Origin of the sequence: Mycobacterium sp. IS-3022 (assembly GCF_001500065.1) — a bacterium.
In the GTDB taxonomy this organism is placed as follows: Bacteria; Actinomycetota; Actinomycetes; order Mycobacteriales; family Mycobacteriaceae; genus Mycobacterium.
In genome coordinates, this window is the sequence record NZ_LQIN01000008.1 from 68,381 (window position 1) to 92,385 (window position 24,005).

Annotated in this window: 25 protein-coding genes; 15 read left to right on the top strand and 10 right to left on the bottom strand. The window is 68.4% G+C overall.

The genetic code is table 11. The features are described 5' to 3' along the window. The 3 genes from AU188_RS07970 to AU188_RS07980 all read left to right on the top strand — a co-directional run bounded on the left by AU188_RS07970 (position 1) and on the right by AU188_RS07980 (position 2,691). On the top strand, positions 1 to 1,296 hold the full coding sequence (locus tag AU188_RS07970) for an adenylosuccinate synthase (RefSeq protein WP_059163196.1): 1,296 nt from the start codon (positions 1 to 3) through the stop codon (positions 1,294 to 1,296). Continuing rightward, positions 1,293 to 1,928 carry a PaaI family thioesterase gene (locus AU188_RS07975; protein WP_059163197.1) on the top strand — a complete coding sequence of 212 codons (636 nt, stop codon included), beginning with the start codon at positions 1,293 to 1,295 and terminating at the stop codon, positions 1,926 to 1,928. The genes AU188_RS07970 and AU188_RS07975 overlap by 4 nt, the downstream gene beginning before the upstream one ends. Before the next feature lie 91 nt (positions 1,929 to 2,019). After that, positions 2,020 to 2,691, top strand: coding sequence for a hypothetical protein (locus tag AU188_RS07980; RefSeq protein WP_082686541.1), 672 nt, complete (start codon positions 2,020 to 2,022; stop codon positions 2,689 to 2,691). Here the strand turns inward: AU188_RS07980 and AU188_RS07985 are convergent. From AU188_RS07985 to AU188_RS07995, 3 genes are all read right to left on the bottom strand, one after another. Continuing rightward, positions 2,688 to 2,879 carry a ferredoxin gene (locus tag AU188_RS07985; RefSeq protein WP_059099305.1) on the bottom strand — a complete coding sequence of 64 codons (192 nt, stop codon included), beginning with the start codon at positions 2,877 to 2,879 and terminating at the stop codon, positions 2,688 to 2,690. The genes AU188_RS07980 and AU188_RS07985 overlap by 4 nt on opposite strands. Positions 2,880 to 2,883: 4 nt before the next feature. Beyond that, positions 2,884 to 4,092, bottom strand: coding sequence for a cytochrome P450 (locus AU188_RS07990; RefSeq protein ID WP_059163198.1), 1,209 nt, complete (start codon positions 4,090 to 4,092; stop codon positions 2,884 to 2,886). A 62-nt stretch (positions 4,093 to 4,154) separates the two neighbouring features. After that, complete coding sequence (locus AU188_RS07995) at positions 4,155 to 6,164, bottom strand: MMPL family transporter (RefSeq protein ID WP_059163199.1); 2,010 nt, start codon at positions 6,162 to 6,164, stop codon at positions 4,155 to 4,157. A 55-nt stretch (positions 6,165 to 6,219) separates the two neighbouring features. On the opposite strand from AU188_RS07995, the gene AU188_RS08000 reads away from it, so the two are divergent. The 6 genes from AU188_RS08000 (at position 6,220) to AU188_RS08025 (ending at position 10,531) form a co-directional block, all read left to right on the top strand. Continuing rightward, positions 6,220 to 6,705 carry a MarR family winged helix-turn-helix transcriptional regulator gene (locus tag AU188_RS08000; protein WP_286137353.1) on the top strand — a complete coding sequence of 162 codons (486 nt, stop codon included), beginning with the start codon at positions 6,220 to 6,222 and terminating at the stop codon, positions 6,703 to 6,705. A gap of 102 nt (positions 6,706 to 6,807) precedes the next feature. Next, the gene (gene purT / locus AU188_RS08005) at positions 6,808 to 7,992 is read left to right on the top strand and encodes a formate-dependent phosphoribosylglycinamide formyltransferase (RefSeq protein ID WP_502687594.1); all 1,185 of its coding nucleotides are present in this window, start codon (positions 6,808 to 6,810) and stop codon (positions 7,990 to 7,992) included. A gap of 3 nt (positions 7,993 to 7,995) precedes the next feature. After that, positions 7,996 to 8,454 carry an Rv0361 family membrane protein gene (locus AU188_RS08010; protein WP_059163202.1) on the top strand — a complete coding sequence of 153 codons (459 nt, stop codon included), beginning with the start codon at positions 7,996 to 7,998 and terminating at the stop codon, positions 8,452 to 8,454. Positions 8,455 to 8,474: 20 nt separating this feature from the next. After that, positions 8,475 to 8,888, top strand: a complete 414-nt coding sequence (locus tag AU188_RS08015; protein ID WP_059163241.1) for a rhodanese-like domain-containing protein — start codon at positions 8,475 to 8,477, stop codon at positions 8,886 to 8,888. Beyond that, on the top strand, positions 8,885 to 10,111 hold the full coding sequence (locus tag AU188_RS08020; protein ID WP_059163203.1) for an O-succinylhomoserine sulfhydrylase: 1,227 nt from the start codon (positions 8,885 to 8,887) through the stop codon (positions 10,109 to 10,111). Before AU188_RS08015 ends, AU188_RS08020 begins: the two co-directional genes overlap by 4 nt. After that, positions 10,112 to 10,531 carry a hypothetical protein gene (locus AU188_RS08025; RefSeq protein WP_059163204.1) on the top strand — a complete coding sequence of 140 codons (420 nt, stop codon included), beginning with the start codon at positions 10,112 to 10,114 and terminating at the stop codon, positions 10,529 to 10,531. Between the two features lie 85 nt (positions 10,532 to 10,616). Here AU188_RS08025 and AU188_RS08030 read toward each other — a convergent pair whose 3' ends face one another. Both AU188_RS08030 and AU188_RS25710 read right to left on the bottom strand, forming a co-directional pair. Beyond that, the gene (locus tag AU188_RS08030; protein ID WP_059163205.1) at positions 10,617 to 11,483 is read right to left on the bottom strand and encodes an SDR family oxidoreductase; all 867 of its coding nucleotides are present in this window, start codon (positions 11,481 to 11,483) and stop codon (positions 10,617 to 10,619) included. 20 nt (positions 11,484 to 11,503) lie between these two features. After that, complete coding sequence (locus AU188_RS25710) at positions 11,504 to 11,872, bottom strand: SDR family oxidoreductase (protein WP_059163206.1); 369 nt, start codon at positions 11,870 to 11,872, stop codon at positions 11,504 to 11,506. Between AU188_RS25710 and AU188_RS08040 the strand changes: the two genes are divergently transcribed. Further along, a complete protein-coding gene (locus tag AU188_RS08040) occupies positions 11,859 to 12,365 on the top strand; it encodes a GNAT family N-acetyltransferase (protein ID WP_059163207.1) in 507 nt (168 codons plus the stop codon). The two genes, AU188_RS25710 and AU188_RS08040, sit on opposite strands and share 14 nt — an antisense overlap. A gap of 53 nt (positions 12,366 to 12,418) precedes the next feature. Then, entirely contained in the window at positions 12,419 to 12,697 is a 279-nt protein-coding gene (locus AU188_RS08045) for a hypothetical protein (RefSeq protein WP_059099330.1), read from the top strand. On the opposite strand, the gene AU188_RS08050 is transcribed toward AU188_RS08045, so the two are convergent. After that, positions 12,694 to 13,431, bottom strand: a complete 738-nt coding sequence (locus AU188_RS08050) for an MBL fold metallo-hydrolase (protein ID WP_059163208.1) — start codon at positions 13,429 to 13,431, stop codon at positions 12,694 to 12,696. The two genes, AU188_RS08045 and AU188_RS08050, sit on opposite strands and share 4 nt — an antisense overlap. Before the next feature lie 35 nt (positions 13,432 to 13,466). Here AU188_RS08050 and fgd point away from each other — a divergent pair, with 35 nt between their 5' ends. Genes fgd through AU188_RS08070 form a run of 4 tightly spaced genes read left to right on the top strand, consistent with a single transcriptional unit; the run spans position 13,467 to position 18,740 of the window. After that, positions 13,467 to 14,474 (top strand): glucose-6-phosphate dehydrogenase (coenzyme-F420), encoded by a 1,008-nt coding sequence (gene fgd, locus AU188_RS08055; protein WP_059163209.1) that lies wholly within the window; start codon positions 13,467 to 13,469, stop codon positions 14,472 to 14,474. Positions 14,475 to 14,502: 28 nt separating this feature from the next. Next, the gene (locus AU188_RS08060) at positions 14,503 to 15,474 is read left to right on the top strand and encodes an endonuclease/exonuclease/phosphatase family protein (RefSeq protein WP_059163210.1); all 972 of its coding nucleotides are present in this window, start codon (positions 14,503 to 14,505) and stop codon (positions 15,472 to 15,474) included. A gap of 21 nt (positions 15,475 to 15,495) precedes the next feature. Further along, entirely contained in the window at positions 15,496 to 17,598 is a 2,103-nt protein-coding gene (gene pta / locus AU188_RS08065; protein ID WP_286137354.1) for a phosphate acetyltransferase, read from the top strand. After that, complete coding sequence (locus AU188_RS08070; RefSeq protein ID WP_059163211.1) at positions 17,598 to 18,740, top strand: acetate kinase; 1,143 nt, start codon at positions 17,598 to 17,600, stop codon at positions 18,738 to 18,740. The genes pta and AU188_RS08070 overlap by 1 nt, the downstream gene beginning before the upstream one ends. On the opposite strand, the gene AU188_RS08075 is transcribed toward AU188_RS08070, so the two are convergent. From AU188_RS08075 to glnX, 4 genes are all read right to left on the bottom strand, one after another. Beyond that, positions 18,675 to 19,121: an STAS domain-containing protein gene (locus AU188_RS08075; protein WP_059099289.1), complete on the bottom strand. Its 447-nt coding sequence runs from the start codon at positions 19,119 to 19,121 to the stop codon at positions 18,675 to 18,677. The two genes, AU188_RS08070 and AU188_RS08075, sit on opposite strands and share 66 nt — an antisense overlap. Before the next feature lie 325 nt (positions 19,122 to 19,446). After that, positions 19,447 to 21,717 carry a serine/threonine-protein kinase PknG gene (locus tag AU188_RS08080; protein WP_059163212.1) on the bottom strand — a complete coding sequence of 757 codons (2,271 nt, stop codon included), beginning with the start codon at positions 21,715 to 21,717 and terminating at the stop codon, positions 19,447 to 19,449. Next, the gene (locus AU188_RS08085; protein ID WP_059163213.1) at positions 21,717 to 22,682 is read right to left on the bottom strand and encodes a glutamate ABC transporter substrate-binding protein; all 966 of its coding nucleotides are present in this window, start codon (positions 22,680 to 22,682) and stop codon (positions 21,717 to 21,719) included. Before AU188_RS08085 ends, AU188_RS08080 begins: the two co-directional genes overlap by 1 nt. Then, positions 22,679 to 23,998 carry a protein kinase G-activating protein GlnX gene (gene glnX, locus AU188_RS08090; protein WP_059163214.1) on the bottom strand — a complete coding sequence of 440 codons (1,320 nt, stop codon included), beginning with the start codon at positions 23,996 to 23,998 and terminating at the stop codon, positions 22,679 to 22,681. Before glnX ends, AU188_RS08085 begins: the two co-directional genes overlap by 4 nt. Positions 23,999 to 24,005 lie beyond the last annotated feature (7 nt).

Below are 24,005 nucleotides of genomic sequence, written 5' to 3' on the forward strand. Positions count from 1 at the left end.
ATGCCGGCAATCGTGCTCATCGGCGCGCAATGGGGCGACGAGGGCAAAGGAAAAGCCACCGATCTACTCGGTGGGCGCGTCCAGTGGGTCGTGCGGTACCAGGGCGGCAACAACGCCGGCCACACCGTCGTCCTGCCGACGGGGGAGAACTTCGCGTTGCACCTGATCCCGTCGGGGATCCTCACGCCCGGCGTCACCAACGTCATCGGCAACGGTGTGGTGGTCGATCCCGGTGTGTTGCTCACCGAGCTGCAGGGGCTGGTCGATCGCGGCGTCGACACCGAGCGGCTACTGATCTCGGCGGACGCGCACCTGCTGATGCCGTATCACGTCGCGATCGACAAGGTCGTGGAGCGCTACGCCGGCAGCAAGAAGATCGGCACCACCGGCCGCGGTATCGGCCCCTGCTACCAGGACAAGATCGCCCGGATCGGGATCCGGATGGCCGACGTGCTCGACCCCGTCCTGCTGGCCGAAAAGATCGACGCCGCATTGGAATTCAAGAACCAGGTGCTGGTCAAGATCTACAACCGCAAGGCGCTCGACGCCGCGGAGGTGGTCGACAACCTGCTCGACCAGGCCGAGGGCTTCAAACACCGCATCGCCGACACCCGCTACCTGCTCAACACGGCGCTGGAAAAGGGCGAGACGGTGCTGCTGGAGGGCTCCCAGGGCACCTTGCTCGACGTCGACCACGGCACGTATCCCTTTGTGACGTCGTCGAATCCGACGGCGGGTGGCGCCGCGGTGGGGTCCGGTATCGGACCGACGCGGATCACCACGGTGCTCGGCATCCTCAAGGCCTACACGACGCGGGTCGGCTCGGGCCCGTTCCCGACCGAACTGTTCGACGCCAACGGTGAGTACCTGTCCAAGACCGGCGGCGAATTCGGCGTGACCACCGGCAGGCGGCGCCGCTGCGGATGGTTCGACGCGGTGATCGCCCGGTATGCCACCCGGGTCAACGGCATCACCGACTACTTCCTCACCAAGCTCGACGTGCTCTCCAGCCTCGAGACCGTGCCCGTCTGCGTCGGATATCGCGTGCGCGGCCAGCGTCTCGACGACATGCCCATGACCCAGTCGGACATCGCCCACGCCGAACCGATCTACGAGGAACTGCCCGGCTGGTGGGAGGACATCTCCGGCGCCCGCGAATTCGAGGACCTGCCCGCCAAGGCGCGCGACTACGTGCTTCGGGTGGAAGAGCTTGCCGGAGCGCATGTCTCGTGCATCGGCGTCGGGCCCGGCCGGGACCAGACCATCGTGCGCCGCGACATCCTGGCGCGCCCGTGACCGACGATCCCCACCTCGTCGACCCCGACTACGACAAACACGGCGGCTTCCCGAACTTTCAACGCGCCCAACCCGGTCCGGGCTTCGGCCGGTTCCTCGCGGCGATGCGCCGGGCGCAGGACCTCGCCGTGTCCGCCGATCCCGACAGCGACACCTGGGACGAGGCCGCCGATCAGGCCGAGGCGCTGGTCTCGCTGCTCAACCCGTTCGAAGCGGCCGAGGGCGTCGGCCCGGCCAACCGCGTGCCGTCGCTTCCGGGTGCGGGCAGCCTGCTGATGCCGCCGTACCGGGATGTGAAGCTCGAGCCGGACGGGGTGCAGCTGAAGGTCGAGTTCAGCCGGTACCACGTCGGCGGCAACAACGCCGTGCACGGTGGAGTGCTGCCGTTGCTGTTCGATTCGGTGTTCGGCATGGTGATCCACGCCGTCGGGCGCCCGATCAGCCGCACCGGTTTCCTGCATGTCGATTACCGCAAGGTGACGCCGATCGACACGGAGCTGTCGGCGCGCGGCTGGCTGCGTGAGGCCGACGGTCGCAAGGCCTTCGTCAACGCCGAGTTGCGGGATCCCGAAGACAACCTGCTCGCCGAGGCGAACGGGTTGATGATCCAGCTGCTCGCCGGCCAGCCGTAGACCCTTGCGCCGAGACTGCGCACAGATCTCGATCCGGCGCACATTCGCGATCTGTCCGAAGTTTCGATCGCAGAGGTGACAGCATGACGGCGTGGCGACCCATCCTGCCGATCGGCATCTGCGACGGCTGACGACCCCGCGGGCGGCGGCGCTGGCCGGCGTGTTGTTCGCGCTGCTGTTCGGCACCGCGCTGGTGTTGGTCCGCACCGCGGTGCCCGCAGGCGCCGAGCCGGGGTCGCAGTGGATTGCCGGGGCCAGCGGCCAGCTACGGCTGTCGGCGATTTTGACGCCGTTCGCGGGCATCGCGTTCCTGTGGTTCATCGGCGTGATCCGCGACGGGTTCGGGCGCTACGAGGACAAGTTCTTCTCGACGGTGTTCATCGGCAGCGGCCTGTTGTTTCTGGCGATGACGTTCGCGACGTCGGCGGTGGGCGCCGGGCTGGTCGCCAGCAGGGCCGACCAGGCCGACGTCACGTCTCGCGATCAGGTGGCGGACTTCGGTATCGCGACGCTCGAAGTTCTCAGCACCACATACGGATTGCGGATGGCGGCGGTGTTCATGATCTCGCTGGCCACGATCTGGCTGCGGACCAACCTGATGCCGCACTGGCTGGTCGCCGTCACGTATGTGACGGCGCTGGTGCTCCTCGTCGCGGCGGACGTCAGCATGTGGCTGGTGCTGGCCTTCCCCGTCTGGGTGCTGGTGGTCAGCGTGCTGCTGCTGGTACGCGCCGGCGTGCTCGGCCTCGACCACGACGATTAGTCGATCAACCGCAAAGCCTGTGAGGGGCAGAGCTTCACGGCCTCGCGGGCGTGGTCGAGTTCGTCGTCGGGCACCTCATCCACCAGCACCACCACGATTCCGTCGTCGTCCTGGTCGAACACGGCGTCGGCCGACATCACGCAGTTGCCCGCCTGGATACACACGTCACGGTCGGCCTGCACCCTCATGCCGTCACCTCCAGTCGACTGACAACGACTTCAAACCGTAGATGAAATGGAATGACCGGAACTGCACATCGGCGAAATCCTCGGCCAGCCGCAGCGCCGGGAAGCGTTGCAGCACAGCGGGAAACGCCACCCGCATCTCCATCCGGGCCAGCGGCGCGCCAAGGCAGTGGTGGACGCCGTGGCCGAACGCCAGATGCCCGGCGGCGCCGCGGCCGATGTCCAGAACGTCGGGGGCGTCGATGAAGTCGGGATCACGGTTACCGGACGGCAGCGATACGAACACCAGTTGTCCAGCCGGGATCCGGACTCCCGCGATCTCGACGTCGGTGGTGGTCATCCGCGGGATTGCGGTGTGCACGATGGACGGCCAGCGCAGCAGCTCCTCGACCGCGGGGCCGACCGCGTCGGGATTGTCGCGCACCTCGGCGAGCTGTTCGGGATGTCGCAGCAGCGCGAGGGTGCCGAGGCCCAGCATGTTCGACGTGGTCTCATGGCCCGCCAGCAGCAACAGCCCGGCGATGCCGACGAGCTCGTCGTCGGTGAGCTCGGTTCCGTGTTCGCGCACCAGCATGCCGAGGATGTCGTCGCCCGGCTCCCGGCGCGCGCGCTCGACCAGGGACCGCATGTACGCGCGGCCGGCCCGCTGCAACTCGAACCGCTCGGCGACCGGCAGAGACAGATCGAGCTGGCGGGCGCTGCGGTGCTGGAAGTCGTCGCGGTCCTCGTACGGCACCCCGAGCAGCTCGCAGATCACCAGCGACGGGACCGGCAGCGCGAAGTGCTCGACCAGATCGGCGGGCGCACCGGCACTTTCCATCAGGTCCAGCTGCGCGTCCACGATCTCGACGATGCGCGGCTCCAGCCGCTTCATCCGCCGGATCGTGAACTCGGGGGTGAGCATGCGCCGCAGCCGCTGGTGTTCGGGCGGGTCCAGCGCGAGCAGGTTGCCCGCCCGGGAGCGGGCGAGCTCGTCGTCGGAAAGCGTTGGTGCGCCGGGAAGGACGAAGCCCGGCGGGCGGCCGTTGGAGAACCGCTCGTGATCCGAGAGCACCTCTTTGACATCGTCGTGCCGCGTGATCAGGTAGATCGTCATGCCGAAGGCATTGGACACGGTGCGCACGCCGGTGGTCTCGCGGATCTCGCCCAACTCCGGCGTCGGGGCGAAGGCGTCACGACGCATGTGCAGAGGCGGCCGTTCGGGCGCTTGCGTCATGACACGACGTTACAGGCGCGCGGCCGTCGCCGAGACCGACGTTATGGTCGCTTTCACTCGCACTAATCGACCGAAACGTCGGTTTCGGCGAACCGGCCCTGCAGCGCGGGCCACCAGATGCGCGGCCCGATGAGCGTGAACAGCGCCGGGATGATCACCGTGCGCACCACGAACGTGTCGAGCAGGATGCCAAGGCCGACGATGATGCCGACCTGTGTCAGCACGATCAGCGGCAGCACGCCGAGCACGCAGAACACCGCGGCCAGCACGATGCCCGCGCTGGTGATCACCGCGCCGGTGGCCGACACCGCGCGGACGATCCCGTCGCGCGTGCCGTGTTCGGGAGTCTCCTCGCGGGCCCGGGTCACCAAGAAGATCGTGTAGTCCACGCCGAGCGCCACCAGGAACAGGAACGCGAACAGCGGCGCGGTGTTGTCCAGCGCGGGGAAGCCGAACAGGTGAACGCTGGCCCAGCCGCCCAGGCCCAGCGCGGCCAGCGCGCTCAACACGGTCACCGCCACCAGGATCAGCGGCGCCAGCGCTGTGCGGAGCAACACGTACAGCACCGCCAGCACCACGACCAGGATGGCCGGTATCACCACCAGCCGGTCGCGGGAGGCGGCGGCGCTGGCGTCGCGCGCGGTGGCATCGGAGCCGCCGACCAGGGCTTCAGGATCGACGCCGCGCACTGAATTGCGCAGTGCGTCAATGGTTTCGAAGGCACGGTCCGAAGCCGGCTCGGCGTCGAGCACCACCGACCACTGGGTGAGTCCGCCGGGACTCTGTCCGGCCGGGTGCGCCGAGACCACGCCGGCGGTTTCGGTGATCGCGCGCTGCACCGCGGCGGCGCGGTCCGCCGCCGCGATGACGCGCGTCGGGTCGGTGAGGCCGCTGGGGAAGTGGTCGGCCAGCGTCTCGTATGCGCTGACCGATTCGGCCTGCACCCGGAACTGCTCGGTCTGCGACAGCCCGACCGGGGTGGTCGAGATCCCGAGGGACAGCACCGCCAGGGCGGCCACCGTCACCGCGGCGACGCGTCCGGGCCTGCGAGCCACCGCCTCGGCGATGCGGTGCCAGACGCCGCTGTCGGTGAGGGGTTCGGCGCCGACAGCGGGGACGAACGGCCAGAACAACCGCTTGCCGAACACGCTCAGCAGTGGCGGCAAGACCAGCATCACGAACACCGCGGCAACGATCAGGCCGGCAGCGGCCTGCACGCCGAGGCTGCGCACACTCGGCGAGGACGCGAACACCAGCGTGAGCAGGGCCAGCACCACGGTGGCATTGCTGGCGACGATCGCCGGACCGGCCCGGCGCACCGCGGTGCCCAGCGCGTCGCGGTGGTTCGTCGTGCGGCCCAGTTCCTCGCGATACCGCGAGATGAGCAGCAGCGCGTAGTTGGTGCCCGCGCCGAAGACCAGCACGCTGGTGATGCCCGACGTCGAACCGTCCGGGGTCATGCCGAAGGCCTGAGCGACCGCGCTGCCCAGCACCGCTGCCACCCGGTCGGCGAAGCCGATCACCGCCAGCGGCACCAGCCACAGCACGGGGGAGCGGTAGGTGATGATCAGCAGCAGCGCCACTACGGCCGCGGTGACGGCCAACAGTGTGAAGTTGGCTCCGGAGAACGAGTCCGCGATGTCGGCGCCGAACGCCGGGCCACCGGTGATTTCGCTGCGCAGGTCTGCGGGCAGGCCGTCGGCGGCCGTCGCACGCAGCTTCTCGACCTCGTCGGTGAGGGCGAATCCCGTCAGGTCGGCGTCCAACGGCACGACCGCGAGCGCGGCCACGCCGTCGGCCGACACCTGGGCTGCGGGCCACCTCTGCTTGACGGCGGCGACGTCGTCCGGGCGCAGCGGCGCGCCGTCGCCGCGGGTGATCACGACTATCGCCGGGACGCGGTCGCCGCCCGGGAACTGCGCCCGCAGCGCGTCGACGCGCGCCGACTCGGCTGACTCGGGTACGGGTACCGGCGACCGCGCGCTCGAGTCGTCGCTGCCGACGAGCGCCATCAGGGCGCCGGAGACCAGCACGACGAGAACCGCGAGTACCCAGGAGATGCGCCGGGACATGACGACGAATATTTCAGATACTTAACGATCAGGCAAACGGCCTATGCTTTCGGTCGTGCCGGAGGACCGCGACGCGCTCGAGGCGACGATCGCCGCCGATGTGCGGGCGATCAACGCCGAATCCGACGGCATCGGCAGGCTGTTCGCGAGCCGACACGACGTCGCCGCCAACGATTTTCGCGCTCTGCTGTATGTGATGGTCGCAGAGACGCAGGGGTCGCCGTTGACGGCCGGGGACCTGCGCAAGCGGATGGGCATGTCGGCCGCGGCGATCACCTACCTCGTCGAGCGGATGATCGCGTCCGGACACTTCCGGCGGGAGTCCGACCCCCTCGACCGCCGCAAGGTGATCCTTCGGGTGGCTGATCACGGAATGGACGTCGCACGAGGGTTTTTCACGCCGCTGGCCGAACGCACGCACGACGCGCTGGCCGGGCTGTCCGATGCCGAGCTGGCCGCGGCGCACCGCACGTTCACCGCCCTCATCGACGCCATGCGCCAATTCCGCGGGCAGCTCGAGGAGTCTGCTCTCTCGAACTGAGTCGACGTCTGGCAGGCTGGACGCGCGATGAGTGACACCCCTGACAACCAGACGCCGCTCGACGCCGGCGAGGCGGTGACCGGACCGGAACCTGCCGCCGGGATGTCCGGTCCGTCCTCGGTGATGCTGCTCGGCTCGGGCGAACTGAGCCGGGAGTTGGCGCTGGCATTCCAGCGGCTCGGCGCCGAGGTCATCGCGGTCGACCGCTACGCCGACGCCCCCGCGCACGGGGTGGCCGACCGCCCGATCGTCGCCAAGATGAACGACGCCGAGGTGCTGTCCGCGCTGATCGAGAAGGAGAACCCGCGTTACCTCGTGGCCGAGGCGGGCCTGATCGCGGCCGATGCGCTGATCACGGTCGCCGAACGCGGCGAGGTCGAGGTGTTCCCCACCCCCCGCAGCACCCGGCTGTCGCTGGATCGGGAGGGACTGCGCAGGTTGGCCGCCGACGAGCTCGGGTTGCCCACCGCGCCGTTCTGGTTCGCGGGGTCGACCGAGGAACTGACCGCGATCGCGCAGCACGCCGGTTTTCCGTTGGTCGTCAAGCCGATCGCCTCGGCGCCCGGCGAAGGCGAGTCGGTGCTGGTCCGTCCCGAGGATGTCGAACCCGCCTGGCAGCGCGCCGTCGCCGCCGGCCGGATGCCGCACAACCGGGTGATGGTCGAGTCCGTGGTGGAGGTCGACTTCGAGGTCACGCTGTTGACGATCCGCACCGTCGGGCCGACGGGTCCCGCGGTGCACTTCTGCGAGCCGATCGGGCACCGCCAGGCGGACGGCGATCTGCTCGAGTCGTGGCAGCCGCAGCGGCTGGCGCCGGCCGCGCTGGACGCCGCGAAGTCCATCGGCGCGCGCATCGTGAACTCGCTCGGCGGCCGCGGCGTGTTCGGCGTCGAGCTGCTGGTCAGCGGTGACGAAGTCTATTTCGACAACGTGCGCCCGCGACCGCACGACAGCGGCCTGGTCACGCTGCGCTCGCAGCGACTCTCGGAGTTCGAGTTGCATGCCCGCGCGATCCTGGGGCTGCCCGTCGACACCATCATGATCTCGCCGGCCGCCGCGGAGGTCAGCTACGCCGGGGCGGAGGCGAACCCGGCGATCGTGGGCGACCCCCAGGCGGTGCTCGCCGACGCGCTCACCGTCGCCGAGAGCGACGCTCGGCTGTTCAACCGTCCGGACGAGACCGAGGCCAGGCGGCGACTCGCGGTGGCGCTGGCCACCGCGCCCGATCCGATCGTCGCCCGCGACCGCGCCCGGCGCGTCACCGCCGCACTGCGCCGGCTCTGGTAGCTCGTGACAGACGCCACGCCAGACCCCGAGCCGGAGCCCGGTGACCGATCGACCGCGGCACCGTTCCTGATCGCGCTCACGATCTTTGTGCTCGTGGTGATCGCAATCGGCCTGCTGAATCTGTTCAAGGACGACGAGCCGCCCGCCGATCAGCAGGTCGCCCGGGCCGCGGTCGGACAGAACGACGCGCTGCAGCGGCAGAACTACTCCGACTTCCGCGGCTACACGTGTCCGGCCCACGCCGGTACTGAAACGGAAGTGCTCGCAGCGCAACGCAATTCGGTTGACCAGCGCGGTGAGCGGTTCGTCGACGACGTCACCGATGTGAAGATCGACGGGGACAGCGCGACCGCCACCGTGACGTATCACTTCGACAAGGCCCCGGACGACAAGAAGGCGGTCGAGATGACCTTCGTGCGCGACGGCGACGCCTGGAAGGTCTGTTCCCCCGGACCCGAGTAGCTGTGGGACACTCAACGATCGTGAGTTATGCCGGAGACATCACGCCCGAGGAGGCATGGTCGCTGCTGGCCGGCACCCCCGACGCCGTGCTGGTGGACTGCCGCACCGACGCCGAGTGGCGCTTCGTCGGCGTGCCCGACCTGTCCTCGCTGCAGCGCGATGTCGTGTTCATCGAATGGAATCGCGTCGACGGCACGCACAACGAGTCGTTCGTCGAAGAGCTGAAGTCGGCAGGAATCACCCCCGGGGAAAGGCCGGTGGTGTTCCTGTGTCGGTCCGGTAACCGGTCGATCGGCGCCGCCGAGGCCGCCACCGAGGCGGGCATCGCGCCGTCGTACAACGTGCTCGACGGCTTCGAGGGCAACCTCGACGAGAATCGCCATCGCGGCCGCACCGGGTGGAAGGCCGTCGGCCTGCCCTGGAAGCAGTCATGACTTCTGGCCCGGAGAACCCCGTGCCGTCCGTCCGAACACCCGCGGAACTGCCCGAGGGCGTCAGCCAGGCCACCGTCGGCGTGCGCGGCGGGCTCTTGCGGTCGGAGTTCGAAGAGACCGCCGAGGGATTGTTCCTCACCTCGGGGTACGTCTACGCATCCGCTGCCGAGGCCGAGAGGGCGTTCACCGGGGAAAGCGACCGCTATGTGTACTCCCGCTACGGCAACCCGACGATCTCGATGTTCGAGGAGCGCTTGCGGCTGATCGAAGGCGCGCCTGCCTGTTTCGCGACCGCGTCGGGGATGGCCGCCGTGTTCACGTCGCTGGGGGCGCTGCTCGCGGCCGGTGACCGGCTGGTCGCCGCGCGCAGCCTGTTCGGGTCATGCTTCGTCGTCTGCAACGAGATCCTGCCGCGCTGGGGTGTGGAGACGGTGTTCGTCGACGGCGACGACCTGTCGCAGTGGGAAGAGGCGCTCTCGGTGCCGACGGCGGCGGTGTTCTTCGAGACGCCGTCCAACCCGATGCAGCAACTGGTGGACATCGCCGCGGTATGCGACCTCGCCCATGCCGCGGACGCAAAAGTCGTGCTGGACAACGTGTTCGCGACGCCGATCCTGCAGCAGGGTTTCCCGCTGGGGGCCGACGTCGTCGTGTACTCCGGCACCAAGCACATCGACGGGCAGGGGCGTGTGCTCGGCGGCGCGATCCTGGGCGACAAGGAATACATCGACGAGCCGGTGCAGAAGCTGATGCGCCACACCGGGCCCGCGCTGAGCCCGTTCAACGCGTGGACGCTGCTCAAAGGCCTTGAGACGATGGCGGTTCGGGTGGACTACCAGAATGCGTCGGCGCAGCGGATCGCCGAGTTCCTGGAGAAGCACCCGTCGGTCAGCTGGGTGCGTTATCCGTTCCTGGAATCCCATCCGCAGTACGACCTGGCCAAGCGCCAGATGACCGGGGGCGGAACGGTGGTCACGTTCGAGCTCAAGGGTGGCAGCAAGGAGCGGGCGTTCGAGGTGCTCGACAAACTGCGCATCATCGACATCTCGAACAATCTGGGCGACGCCAAGTCCTTGATCACCCACCCCGCGACCACCACACACCGCGCGATGGGTCCGGAGGGCCGCGCGGCCATCGGGCTCGGCGACGGTGTGGTGCGAATCTCGGTGGGGCTGGAGGGAACTGAAGATCTGCTCAACGATCTGGATCAGGCGCTCGCGTAGGTGTCCAGGCGCAGCGATGCGAAGAAGGCGCGCCGGCGCAAGCGGCAGGCCGCCCGCAACGAGCGGTGGGTTCCCGACGGCGTGATGGACGCGCTGACCGAGCAGACCGCGACGGCGGCGGTGCTGGAGGCCTTCGACGCGCGAATCACAGAGCGGGGCTGGGTGTTCGACGACGAGCTTTCCGATGAGGAGTCGGCGTTGTGGTTCTATCCGCCGTCGCACGCCGACGTGCCCGATGAGGATCTCGTCAACGTGACGACGATCGTGCTGACCGCTGAGGACGCCGCGGACGTCGCACATGTGGTGTTCGTGGGAACTGCGGACGACTACCAGTTCGACCTCGAGGAACTGTTCGACTGTGTGGAGGTCATCGAGGGCTATCGGCTGGGAGATCCGCCGCCGCGGTTTCCAGACGCTTAGCGGCGGGTCCTACGCGCGAGATTGCACTCAGGGCTGTTCGTCCCGAATCACGACCGTGTATGCAATCTCGAGCGTAGGCGGCCGGTTAGGACTTGTCGGCCTGTCCCTCGACGACGCCGTGCGCGGTGCGGGCGCGGTCCTCGTAGTTCTTGCGGGCGGTGGTGTCGAACTCGAGGAACACGTTGTCCAGCCCGAGCTTGCGGTTCATCCACCGCCGCCCGCGGGGGCCGAGCATCTGCGCGGCCTGGGCGGTGAAGCGCAGGAACGGCGGGACCGCGACATGCGTCTTCGGCTTGTCGAGGGTCTTCACGATCGCTGCGGCGATCTCCTCCGGCTCGACCGGCTTGGTGCCGATCGTCTCCTTGGTGCCCGAGATCAGCTCGGTGCGGGTGAACGGCGGCATGACCACCGACACGTCGACGCCGTGCGGTGCGACCTCGTCGGCCAGCGCAGCGGTCAACCCGACCACGCCGAACTTGGCGCCCACATAGACCACCTGACCCGGCACCGGGATCAGCCCGGACAGCGAGGCGATGTTGATGACGTGGCCGCTGCGCCGCGCGATCATCTCCGGCAGCACCAGCTGGCAGCCGGTGATCACGCCGTACAGGTTCACCTCGAGCGTCGACCGGATCGACTGCTCGGACTCCTCGAGGAACGGGCCGATCGGCATCACGCCGGCATTGTTGATCAACACGTCGATGCGACCGCCGCCGTCGACGCGGGCCTTGTCGAGGAACGTCTCGAACGACTGCCGGTCCGTGACGTCGAGCGGGTAGCCGGAGACCGAGCCGAGCTTGGTCAGCGCAGCGACGGCCGACTCCTGCAATGCCACGTCGCGATCGCCGATGACCACGCGCGCCCCGCGAGCCAGCAGCGCCTTCGCGGTGGCGTAACCGATGCCGCGGGCGGCGCCGGTGACCGCAATGGTCCTACCCCTGATGTTGTCCATGCGGCCGAACTTTACACCTGTCAAGTTTTCGTTGGAAGTGCGGTCATCTCGCGTACACGCTTGAGCTGCAGCCTCGCGAAGCGCAATGACAATGCAGGTGAGAGCCGTTCCAGATACCACCACGCCTTCCACCACCCCGGCACGATGATGACCGCGTCGTTGCGCAGCACGCGGCGAAGGGCACGTTCGGCGAACACCTCCGGCGCCATCGGCCGCGCCTGCTCCCAAGATTTCAGGATGTCGTCGTCGCTGACACCGGGCAGGTTGTTACGGCCATACACGCCGCCGGTGAGGATCGGGGTTCGGATCCGCTCCTGGACACAGCACCGAGGCCCGACACGCTCGGCTCCGTCCTCATTGCGGAAGGATAAGCGCGTGACCGAGTTCACCGCAGTCCGTCAACTCCGCTTCGTGTCGGTCGGTCAGGACGATCCGCTGGCCGAGCCGCTTCTCGCCGAACTCGCGGTCGAGTACGCCCGTCGCTACGGCGGCACCGAACAACGGGTGATGACGTGGTTGCGGAGCCATCCCGCCGACGAGTTCGAAGCCCCGCACGGCGGTCTGCTCATCGGCCTGCGCGCCGGACGACCCGTCACCGGCGGCGCGTTCCGCCGATTCGACGATGCCACCGCCGAACTCAAGCGGATCTGGACCGACAGGGACCATCGGCAGCGTGGCTTCGCCAAGGCGCTGCTGGGTGAACTGGAGCGCGAGATAGTCGCCCGCGGCTATGCCCGCGTCTACCTGACGACCGGCGACCGCCAGCCGGAAGCCGAGGCGCTGTATCTGTCCGCGGGCTACACGCGCCTCGCCGAGCCGCTCCCCGCCGACGGCGAGGTGTATCCGATCGCGTTCGCCAAGGACCTGCGCCCCGGCCGATAAGCTGAATCGAGGTGTCGCAGACACCGGGGGTGATTGTGGCGTTATCGCAGACGATGGTCGGCTGGCTGCTGGTTGCGGCCGGTCTGCTGACGTTTCTGATCGGGGTGGCGTCGCGGGTGTTCATCGGCCGGAGACGCGAGAGCAAAGCCGTCCGCACCATGGTGCACACCTTCCGCCGAACCGGGGTGGCGCGGGTCCTGTTCGGCCGCTTCGAAAGCGACGTGCTCGATGACGACGAGCTCGACGCCATGATCCTGATGCCGACGATCGTGGTCGCGTGCGGGCTGTGCCTGACCGCCGTCTTCCTGCTCGGCTACCAGAAAATCGTCTAAGGCCTGGCCGCGGCGGTCTCGGCCGCTTCTCGGATCGACCCCCGCCACACCGGGCCGTGCCCCGGCAGCAGCACCTCGGTGTCCAGCAGGCCGAGCGCGGCCAGGCTGCGCACGCAGCCGTCCTGGTCGTGATTGAACAGGCCCGGCAGCAGTTGCGGCCCGTCGTGCGACAGCAGCGGGTGACCGGTGACCAACGCGTCGCCGCTCACCAGCACACCGTCGACGAGAAACGAGCAGTGCCCGCCGGTGTGGCCCGGCGTCGGAATCGCCATCGGCTTGCCCGGCAGGCCCGCCGCGACCTCCTCGGTGACGGCCTGCGCGGTGGGTATGCCGTCGCGCACCATTCCGCCCTTGCGGGTGATCGCCACCGACCACGTGAGGTAGCGCGGCTGCCAGATGTGCTTGGCGATGTCGACCGGCGACGCCTGCTCGAGATACTCCCGCTTGGCGTGTCCGACCTCGGCGGCGTGGCAGTACACCGGCGTGCCGTGCGTCTTCGCGAACCAGATCGCCGAGCCGAAGTGGTCGATGTGCGCGTGCGTCAACAGAATTGCGCGCAGGTCGTCGACGTCGAAGCCGAGCTGCCGCACCGACCGCAGCACGTCGTCGCGGTTGCCCGGGAAGCCGGTGTCGATCAACACCACCCCGGTGTCGTCGGTGACCAGCGTCCAGTTGACCAGGTCGGTGTAGGCGAAATGGACGCTGTCGGTGATGGCGCTCAGCTCTGCTGCCATGCCGCGAGTTTAGGAGGGTGGAGTAGAAACGACGTGTGGACTTGAAACTCGGATACAAGGCGTCGGCGGAGCAGTTCGCGCCACGGGAACTGGTCGAGCTGGCCGTGGCCGCCGAAGAGCACGGCATGGACAGCGCGACCGTCAGCGACCACTTCCAGCCGTGGCGCCACGAGGGCGGGCACGCACCGTTCTCCCTGGCGTGGATGACCGCGGTCGGCGAGCGCACCAAGAACCTGATCCTCGGCACCTCGGTGCTGACCCCGACGTTCCGGTACAACCCCGCGGTGATCGCGCAGGCCTTCGCGACGATGGGCTGTCTGTATCCGAACCGGATCTTCCTCGGCGTGGGCACCGGCGAGGCGCTCAACGAGATCGCCACCGGCTACGAGGGCGACTGGCCGGAGTTCAAGGAGCGCTTCGCGCGGCTGCGGGAGTCGGTCAAGCTGATGCGCGAGTTGTGGCTGGGGGACCGCGTCGATTTCGATGGCGAGTACTACCGCACGAAGGGCGCCTCGATCTACGACGTGCCCGAGGGCGGCATCCCGGTGTACATCGCGGCGGGCGGACCGGTGGTCGCCAAGTACGCGGGCCGCGCGGGCGACGGGTTCATCTGCACCAGCGGCAAGGGCGAGGAGCTCTACAAGGACAAGCTCATCCCCGCCGTGTCCGAAGGGGCAGCGGCCGCGGGCAGGAACGTCGACGACATCGACCGGATGATCGAGATCAAGATCTCTTACGACACCGACCCCGAGCTTGCGTTGGAGAACACCCGGTTCTGGGCGCCGCTGTCGTTGACCGCGGAGCAGAAGCACTCCATCGACGACCCGATCGAGATGGAGAAGGCCGCCGACGAACTGCCAATCGAGCAGGTGGCCAAACGGTGGATCGTCGCGTCGGATCCGGACGAGGCCGTCGAGAAGGTCGGCCAGTACGTCGAGTGGGGGCTGAACCACCTGGTGTTCCACGCCCCCGGCCACGATCAGCGCCGGTTCCTCGAGCTGTTCGGCCGCGACCTCGAGCCGCGGCTGCGCCGCCTCGGCTGATTCACGTCGAGAACCCCTCCCGCACAATATGATTCGAGTACCGGCAACGGTCCTCGGCGCGCTCGCATTCGCGATGGCGCTCGCAGGGCTGCTGTCCCGCTACCTGCCGATCGATCACGAGGTCGTGCTGATCCTCGCGGCCGCGGCGCCGTACCTGACGGCGGCGGGCATCGCGGCCATGGCGCTGTTCGCCGTCGCGCGCCGGTGGGTACCGACGATCCTGGCCGCGGTGCTGTGCCTGGCGATGCTTGCCGTGCTCGCCCCGCGGTACTTCGGGCCGGAGAAGATCCCGGTGCCCTCGGTTGCGCTGCGGGTGGTGACCGCCAACCTCGGGATGGGGCGGGCTGACGCACGCGCGGTCGTCGAACTGGCGACCGGATCGGCGGATGTGCTCGTCGTACAGGAGATGACGCCGGAAGTCGCGACCGCGATGTCGGCCGCCGGACTCGACGCCGCGTTCGGCCACCGGGTGCTCGACCCGCGCCCGATGGCGGCCGGCATCGGCGTGTGGAGCCGGCATCCGATCGTGGCCTCCGCCTCCGTCGCGGGCTACCAGATGCCGATGCTGCGCGCCCGCGTCCGCGTGCCCGGGGTGCAGACCGACCTGACCGTGCTCGCCGTGCATCTGGCCGCGCCGTGGGTGCAGCCGCTGCGCTGGTTCAGCGGCGACATCGCGCGGTTGCCCGAGACGCTGCGGGCCGTCGCCCGTGACGCCGGTTCCGGCGCGGTCGTCGTCGCCGGCGACCTGAACGCCACCTACGACATGCGCCCGTTCCGGGCGCTGCTGGCCGAGGGATATCGCGATGCCGCCGAACAGGCCGGCGCGGGCATGACCCGCAGCTATCCCAGCAAGCGGTTCCGGTTGCCGGTGATCGGCATCGACCACGTGCTGACGCGTAACTGTGCGGCGACGGTGGCCTACACCGTGGCGCTTCCGGGTTCCGACCACCGCGGACTCGCGACCACCGTCGACGTGCCGATGGACCCGACCGCCAGCTGAGATTGCCCTAGGCTGGGTCGCGTGCCCGCCGACCCCGTCTCGGAGCCGTTGTCTTCGCGCGAGCGTTCATCCGCCATCTACGTGGCATCGCCAGAAGGGGACACCGGCAAGTCGACGGTGGCGCTGGGCATCCTGCACAGGCTGACGGCCACGGTGGCCAAAGTCGGTGTCTTCCGGCCGATCACCCGGCTCGGCGAAGACCGCGACTACATCCTCGAACTGCTGCTCGAACACAGCACCGCCGGGCTGTCCTACGACGACTGCGTGGGCGTCGGCTACGAGCGGCTGCACGACGACCCCGACGGCGCGCTGGCCGACATCGTCGACCGGTACCACCGGGTGGCCGACCGCTGCGATGCGGTGTTGATCGTCGGTAGCGACTACACCGACGTCGCCGCGCCCAGCGAGCTGTCGACCAACGCGCGGATCGCGGCCAACCTCGGCGCCCCGGTGGTGCTGGCGGTGAAAGCCAAGGATCGCACTCCCGAGCAGGTCGCCCACATCGTCGACATCTGCCTCGGCGAGATCGCCGCCCAGCACGCGCACACCGCGGCCGTCGTCGCCAACCGCTGCGATCCCGCTCAACTGTCCGCGGTGACCGACGCGCTGAAACGCTTCGAGCCCAAGTGCTACGCGCTGCCGGAGGAGCCGCTGCTGGTCGCGCCCTCGGTCGCCGAACTGCAGCAGGCCGTGGAAGGCACGCTGCTCAGCGGTGATCCGGCGCTGCTGTCGCGTGAGGCGATGGATCTGATGGTCGCAGGCATGACCGCCGAACGCGTACTCGAGCGACTCACCGAGGGCGTCGCCGTGATTGCGGCGGGTGACCGGTCCGACGTCGTGCTCGCCTTGGCGAGTGCCCATGCCGCCGAGGGCTTTCCGTCACTGTCCTGCATCATTCTCAACGGTGGCCTGGAACTGCATCCGGCGATCGCCGCGCTGGTGTCGGGGCTGGGGTTGCGGTTACCGATCATCGCCACCAGGTTTCGAACATTCGAGACGGCGAGCCGGGTGGCGTCGGCGCGCGGCCGGGTGACGGCGACCTCGGTGCGCAAGATCGACACGGCACTGGCGCTGATGGAGTCCCACGTCGACATCGCGGAACTGCTTGCCCAGCTGGCGATCCCGATCCCGGCGGTCGTCACTCCGCAGATGTTCACCTACCAGTTGCTGGACTGGGCCCGGTCCGACCGTAAACACATCGTGCTGCCGGAGGGGGACGACGACCGCATCCTGACCGCGGCGGGCCGACTACTGCACCGCGGCGTCGCCGAGCTGACGATCCTCGGCGACGAATCACAGATCCGGCCCCGCGCCGCCGAACTGGGCGTCGACATCTCCGGTGCCACGGTGCTCAACCCGCAGACCAGCGACTTGTGTGACAAGTTCGCCGAACAGTACGCCGAACTGCGAAAGCACAAGGGCGTCACCGTCGAACAGGCCCGCGAGACCATCCACGACGTCTCGTATTTCGGCACCATGCTGGTGTACAACGACATGGTCGACGGCATGGTCTCCGGAGCGCGGCACACCACCGCGCACACGGTGCGGCCGGCGTTCGAGATCATCAAGACGCTGCCCGACGTCGAGACCGTGTCGAGCATCTTCCTGATGTGCCTGGCCGACCGGGTACTGGCCTACGGTGACTGCGCGATCGTCCCTGACCCGACCTCGGAGCAACTGGCCGACATCGCGATCTCCTCGGCACGCACCGCGGCCAGCTTCGGAATCGAACCGCGGGTCGCGATGCTGTCCTACTCGACGGGCACCAGCGGAGCGGGCGCGGAGGTCGAGAAGGTCAGGGCGGCAACCGAACTGGTCATCGCACGCGAGCCGGATCTGCTCGTCGACGGGCCGATTCAGTACGACGCCGCGGTGGAACCCTCGGTGGCGAAGTCCAAGATGCCGGACTCGAAGGTGGCCGGCCGCGCGACGGTGCTGATCTTCCCCGACCTCAACACCGGCAACAACACCTACAAGGCGGTGCAGCGCAGCGCGGGCGCGATCGCGATCGGACCGGTGCTGCAGGGGCTGAAGAAGCCCGTCAACGACCTATCCCGCGGGGCGTTGGTGGAGGACATCGTCAACACCGTGGCGATCACGGCCATCCAGGCGCAGAAACTCTGATGCCCCGCAGCGTGCTGGTGCTCAACTCGGGTTCGTCGTCGCTCAAATATGCTGTCGTCGAACCCGATTCGGAGAGCATGGTGGTGGACGGCATCGTCGAGCGGATCGGTGAGGGACAGGTCCGTGACCATGCCGAGGCGCTGCAGACGGCGTTCCACCAGATGGCGCAGTCGGGGCAGCGGCTCGACACGCTCGGGCTCGTCGCCGTCGGCCACCGGGTCGTGCACGGTGGTCCGGACATCTATCAGCCGACGCTCATCGACGACGCGCTGGTCGCCAAGATCGACGAATTGTCCGCCCTTGCGCCCCTGCACAATCCGCCCGCGCTGTTGGGTATCGAGGAGGCGCGCAAGGCGCTGCCCGACCTGCCCCACGTCGCGGTCTTCGACACCGCGTTCTTCCACGATCTACCGCCTGCGGCCGCGACATACGCGATCGACCGTGACGTCGCCGCGCAGTGGCACGTCCGTCGATACGGCTTTCACGGCACGTCGCACCAGTACGTCAGCGAACAGGCCGCCGCGTATCTGGGGAAGCCGCTGGACTCACTGCGCCAGATCGTGTTGCACCTGGGCAACGGCGCATCGGCATCGGCCATCGTCGGTGGACGCCCGGTGGACACCTCCATGGGATTGACTCCGATGGAGGGGCTGGTGATGGGCACCCGGTCCGGAGACATCGATCCCGGGGTGCTGGTGTATCTGTGGCGCACCGCGAACATGGGCGTCGAGGACATCGAGGAGATGCTCAACCGCCGCTCCGGCGTACGTGGGCTCGGCGGCGAAATCGACTTCCGGGTCCTTCACCAGCGCATCGAATCCGGGGATGCCGCAGCACAATTGGCTTACGACGTGTATATCCACCGGCTGCGCAAGTACATCGGCGCGTATCTGGCGTTGCTGGGCTCCGCCGACGTCATCACGCTCACGGCGGGAGTCGGCGAAAACGATGCGGCGGTACGCCGCGACGCGCTGAGCGGGCTGGCGCCGTTGGGAATCGAACTCGACGAACGGCTCAACGCGAGCCCCGAAAAGACGGCCCGGCGCATCTCGGCCGACAGTTCTCCGACGACGGTGCTAGTGGTTCCCACTGATGAGGAGCTGGCGATCGCCCGCGCCTGCGCCCACCTCGTCGAGCAGTGAGCGCGGCTTGTCGAGCGGCAGCTCGCCCGCGGGATCGCAGATGGCCAGCAGCCGGCGCACCTGCCTGCCGCAGCGCACCTCCCAGTCGATCCCGGACCGCGAACAGATCACGTTGATGTAGTGCAAGGCGGCGAATCCCGCCGTGCCGAAGAAGTCAACGAGCCGAAGGTCGATCACCAGGCGTCTGGTGCCCGCGATCTGTCCTTCCACGTATCCGGCGAGGGCGCGGCTGTTGGTCGCATCGAGCTCTCCATCGACCGTCACGAGGACCGTCGAACCTTTCCGGTGAGACGCCGAGAAGCTGGCGCGGTGGTGGTGTTCGCACCGATCGAACGACCGGGGATCCGGCCGGAACACCCTGCAGGTTCCTACAGCGGACACGGTGCACTCCTGTTGTCGAGACGCATATGAAACCGCGGATGCCGTCAGGGCGCCTTACTGTTTCTCCAAGCCGCACGTCAGGAGTTCAAACCCCGATGACCTCTGCAGTTGGCTGTGACCTCAACCTGTGATGCAGATTACTACGGATTCCGCGAGTAGACCATCGAGTGTTACTACATGCGCGAACCCTGTAAGGAAGCGCAGCGCGGGAGCCGGTTTGCTGACGCCGCCTACGGATTCCGTAGGCGCCCATCGTGTCGGGCTGCCGGCGATGACGATGACTTTTGCCAAGCCCGCGAGCGGCAGGACGGCCGCGGCCCGACCGCTAGAACGTGCTCGTCGGGCGGACGCTGTTGGCGAGGTCGACCAACGCATAGCGGTGCGCCTGGGTGGGCGCCACGCGGGCGAGGGCGCGAAGCGACGCCTCCACGCCGAGCTGCAGCCCGTGCTCGGTGAACGGGAAGCCGAGGATGTGGTTGGTGCTCGCGGTGTTGTCGGCCAGCCAGTCCATCGCGGTGCCCAGCACCAGCGCCCGGATCTGCAACACCCGCGGTTCGGTGTCGGGCAGCGCCTCCACGCGGCGGGCCGCGTCGCGGATCTGCTGCTCGGTGATCTCGCTCGACGACCGACCGGAAAGCAGCGTGACCGCACTGGTCAGCCGGGCGGTGGTGAAGTGCCGGGACATCGCCGGAACCTTGTCCAGCGTCTTGACGGCGGCGTCTCGCTCACCGGCCGCAGATTGCGCGCGGGCCAGTCCGAAGCCCGCCGAGATCACCCCGTTGTCGGTGGACCACACCGTGTTGTAGAACTTGCCCGCGGGGGTCTGCTGAAGGGCGCCGCCGGCCAGTTCAGCCGTGGCCGCCAGGGCCAACTTGGGCGCCAGCTCACCGGGCATGGTGTCCAGCACCTCGGTGAAATGCTTTGTGGCCGAGACGTAGTCGGCGGTCAGCAGCTCGGACACCGCCTTGAACCAGACCAGTCGCCAGGACCAGCCCACTCGCCCGGCCAGGTCGTCGAGCTTTCGGGTGGCCTTTGTGACGTCGCCGAGATCCAGCAGCGCGCGCGCCTCCATCAGCGGCAGCTCGACCGAGTCGGACAGGTCGATGCCCTCGGACTCCAGCGCCCCGTGCCGAGCCGCCCGCAGCTGGTCGAGCGTCTGCACGGGTTGGCTCAACACGCTGGCCGACAACACCGCCGCACCGACATCGGTCGGGTCCACCAGCGGGACGGGCAGCGCCTTGACGATCTCCTGGGCCGTCAACCGTTCGGAGTGCACCTGCCCGTCCAGGTACACGTCGGTGTGCGCGACCAGCAGATCGATGCCGAACGTCGACCGGGCCGGCGAAAAGACCGTCGACAGACCGGGTCTCGGTGAGCCGGTGTCCTTGGCCACGACTTCGCGCAGCACGCCGAGCAGCTGGCCCGACATCTCGTCCGCGCTACCGAACCGGCGCCGGGGATCGGGGTCGATCGCCCGGCGCAGCGCCCGGCCGAACGAGTCGTACTCGGCGAGCACCGGATCGTCCTCGGGCAGCCCGTCGACGTAACGCCCCTTGCGGGTGCGCAGGTTGAGGGTCAGCGCTGCGAGGGTGCGCCCGACGGTGTAGATGTCGGTGGCCACCGTCGGCCCGGTGCGCACGATCTCGGGCGCCTGGTACCCCGGGGTGCCGTAGAGGTAGCCGAACGAGTTGATCGTCGACACCGCACCGAGGTCGATCAGCTTGAGCTGCTCCTCGGTGATCATGATGTTCTCGGGCTTGAGGTCGTTGTAGGTCAGCCCGATCGAGTGCAGATAGCCCAGCGCCGGCAGGATCTCGAGCATGTAGCCGATGGCCTGGGCGACGGGCAGCTTCTCGCCCTTGGCCTGTTTGAGCGAGGTGCCGCCGACGTACTCCATCACGATGTAGCCGACGGGGTTGCCGTGCTTGTCCTCGTGCTCGACGAAGTTGTAGATCTTCACGATGCCGGGATGGGTCACCTCGGCGAGGAACTGCCGTTCGGCCATCGCGATCTTCTGCGCCTCGGCGTCGCCGGAGTGCACCAGGCCCTTGAGCACGACGGGCCGCTCGTTGACGTTGTGGTCGAACGCCAGGTACACCCAACCCAGCCCGCCGTGCGCGATGCAGCCCTTGATCTCGTACTGGTCGGCGACCATGTCACCCGGATTCAGCTGGGGCAGAAAGGAGTACGGGCTACCGCAGTGCGGGCACCAGCCTTCCGACTGGGCGCGTTTGCCGCCGCCGGAGCGGCCGACGGGACGTCCGCAGTTCCAGCAGAACCGTTTGGACTCGGCGACCACCGGGTTGGACATCAGCGCTTCGAGCGGGTCCTTGGTGGGCACCCGTGGGATCTCCACCAGCCCGCCACCGAGGCGCCGCGTCCGCGACAACGCCCTCGTCGTGGTGGTGTGGTCCTGCGGCTCGGTGTCGCCGGTGCCCACCGAGGCGCCCTCGGATTCGTCGTCGAACTGCGGCCGGAACACCGCCTGCGTTGCCATCGGGCGGATGGTCGACGCCGAGTCCATGCCCATGTCGTCGAAGCTCGCCGGTTGTGTGCCCGGCCCCTCGTCGAACTCTTCGCGCTGCGTCTCGGACATCAGTCGGAGTACCTCGCAACCGGGGGCGCGGGCGCGGGGCCGAGCACCGTGAGCCACTTGCGGTACAACGTGTTCCACGTGCCGTCGCGGCGGATACGTTCGAGCGTGCCGTTGACGAAGCGGATCAAACCCGTGTTCTCCCGGTTGATCCCGATGCCGTACGGCTCCTCGTTGAGGCTCGGCCCGACGATGTGCAGGTACGGATCCTGTGACACCAGGCCGGCCAGGATCGAGTCGTCGGTGCTGACCGCGTCGACCTGCCGCTGCTGCAGCGCCACCAGACAGTCCGCCCACGTCACCACCCCGACGATGATCGGTGACGGCGTGATCTGCTGGATCCGCTGCAGCGACGTCGTGCCCTTGGCGACGCACACCCGCCGGCCCGACAGGTCCGACGCCTGCCGGATCGTCGAGTCGCGGGGCGCGAGGATGCGCTGATTGGCAGTCAGGTAGACGGTGGAGAAGCCGACCACCTTCTTTCGCTCGCAGGTGATCGTCATGGTCTTGACGACGACGTCGACCTGGTTGTTCTGCAGGGCGGCGATCCGGTCGGCCGACGACAGGATGCGGAACTCCACCTGGGACGGGGTGCCGAAGATGTCGCGCGCGATCTCACCGGCGATGTCGACGTCGAATCCGGTGACCTGACCGGTGATCGGGTCACGGAACGAGAACAGGTTGCTGCCGATGTCCAGCCCGACGACCAGCCGGCCGCGCGCGCGGATGTCAGCGACCGCCGCATCGGCCTCGGCTCGGGTGTTGAACGGTCGCAGGCTCGCCGTGCGGTTGCACTCATCCTCGGATTCGTCCGGCGGGCGCACCGGCCGGGGCGGCAGCTCCTCCATGCCGGCCGGGGTGGGCGGCGGCAGCGTGACATTGGGAGTCGAGGTCACCGATGCCGCCTGTCCGCAACCGGTGAGCACCAGCGCGGCACACAGGAGGATCCCGAAAAGCTTGGCGGTCACCGATACTCACTCAGCCTCGGCCAGAGCCCCAGCGCCACCGCGACGGCCGCGGCGACGCTGAGCACCGCGGCGCCGACGGTCGCGCCGGACAACACCCGGTGAGCATTGATGATGTCGTTGCGCAACTGGTTCCGGCTCTCTTCGATGCCCTTGCTCAGCGCCTCGTCGAGCTTGTTGAACGCCGGCGTCGAGTCGTCCTCGCCCGTGCCCAACGCCACCTGCGTCGCGGCCTGGTAGTTGCCGACGCCGATGTAGGCGTTGATCCGGTCGTCTGCTGCGCGCCACTTCTTCAACAGTTGCTCGGCCTCGGCGAGATCGGTCTTGTCGATCGCGTCGTCACGAGCCAGGTACTCCGAAAGCTGTTGCTGCATCATGTCGATGCGTTGGTAGTAGGACTGCTTGCGCACTTCCTCGTCGCCGCGCCGGATCAGCGAGAGCGTCTCATCGGCGCGGGCCTGCTGGGCGGTGATGGCGAGGTTCGTGATGGTCTTCAGGGACTCCGCGGCGGTGTCCTTGGCGCTGCGGCTGTCGGCGGTCGAGATGATCAGCGCCGTCCCCACCCAGATCAACATGATCAGCACCGCAAGGCCGCCCGCGACGAAGCCGATGTTGATCCGCCTGCGGGTGCGCCGGGCCAGCCAACGGTTGGCGAACACGCCGAACAACAGCGTCGCCAGGACCACGAGAATGACCGGGCCCGGGATCCGGGTGGACGCGCTGGTCTCGGCGTCCACCCGTGCCGAGGTCTCCTCGTAGAGCCGTTGCGCGCTGGGCAGGATCTGGGTCTGCATCAACGCCGACGCCTCGGACAGGTAGGAGGAGCCGACCGGGTTGCCCGACCGGTTGTTGGTGCGCGCGGTCTCGACCAGACCGGTGTACATCGACAGCTCGGCGTTGACCCGGCCGAGCAACTGCACCAGCTCCTCGTCGGTGAGCCCGCTCGATGCCCGGGTCACCGCGACCGACGCGTCGGTGATCGCCTGTTCGTAGCGGTGCCGGACGTCGCGGGGCTCCGCGCCGGCGATGAACGCCGTGGCCGCGGCGGCGTCGGCCACCGAGAGTGTCGTATATAGCTGTCCGGCGGCGAACGACAGTGGTTCGGTGTGGTTGAGCACCGTGGTGAGCGCCTGCTGGCGGTCGTTGATCGTCGTCGAGGTGGCGAACGCGCTGGCGATCACGAGCGCGGAGAGCACCACCCCGATGGTCAGGATGCGGCCGGGTGTGGTCCACAGGAACCACCACCGTTGGTGCGCCGGTGTTCCCGGTGACCGCGAGGCGAGCGGCTCCGTCGACGGGTGCGCCAACTCCACAGTCACGTTCGCG

Coding starts and splice junctions, on each gene's coding strand:
- AU188_RS07970 (WP_059163196.1), top strand. CDS start 1: ATGCCGGCAATCGTGCTCATCGGCGCGCAATGGGGCGACGAGGGCAAA.
- AU188_RS07985 (WP_059099305.1), bottom strand. CDS start 2,879: ATGAGGGTGCAGGCCGACCGTGACGTGTGTATCCAGGCGGGCAACTGC.
- AU188_RS07990 (WP_059163198.1), bottom strand. CDS start 4,092: ATGACGCAAGCGCCCGAACGGCCGCCTCTGCACATGCGTCGTGACGCC.
- AU188_RS07995 (WP_059163199.1), bottom strand. CDS start 6,164: ATGTCCCGGCGCATCTCCTGGGTACTCGCGGTTCTCGTCGTGCTGGTC.
- purT (WP_502687594.1), top strand. CDS start 6,808: ATGTCCGGTCCGTCCTCGGTGATGCTGCTCGGCTCGGGCGAACTGAGC.
- AU188_RS08020 (WP_059163203.1), top strand. CDS start 8,885: ATGACTTCTGGCCCGGAGAACCCCGTGCCGTCCGTCCGAACACCCGCG.
- AU188_RS08030 (WP_059163205.1), bottom strand. CDS start 11,483: ATGGACAACATCAGGGGTAGGACCATTGCGGTCACCGGCGCCGCCCGC.
- AU188_RS08045 (WP_059099330.1), top strand. CDS start 12,419: ATGGTCGGCTGGCTGCTGGTTGCGGCCGGTCTGCTGACGTTTCTGATC.
- AU188_RS08050 (WP_059163208.1), bottom strand. CDS start 13,431: ATGGCAGCAGAGCTGAGCGCCATCACCGACAGCGTCCATTTCGCCTAC.
- AU188_RS08060 (WP_059163210.1), top strand. CDS start 14,503: ATGATTCGAGTACCGGCAACGGTCCTCGGCGCGCTCGCATTCGCGATG.
- AU188_RS08070 (WP_059163211.1), top strand. CDS start 17,598: ATGCCCCGCAGCGTGCTGGTGCTCAACTCGGGTTCGTCGTCGCTCAAA.
- AU188_RS08080 (WP_059163212.1), bottom strand. CDS start 21,717: ATGTCCGAGACGCAGCGCGAAGAGTTCGACGAGGGGCCGGGCACACAA.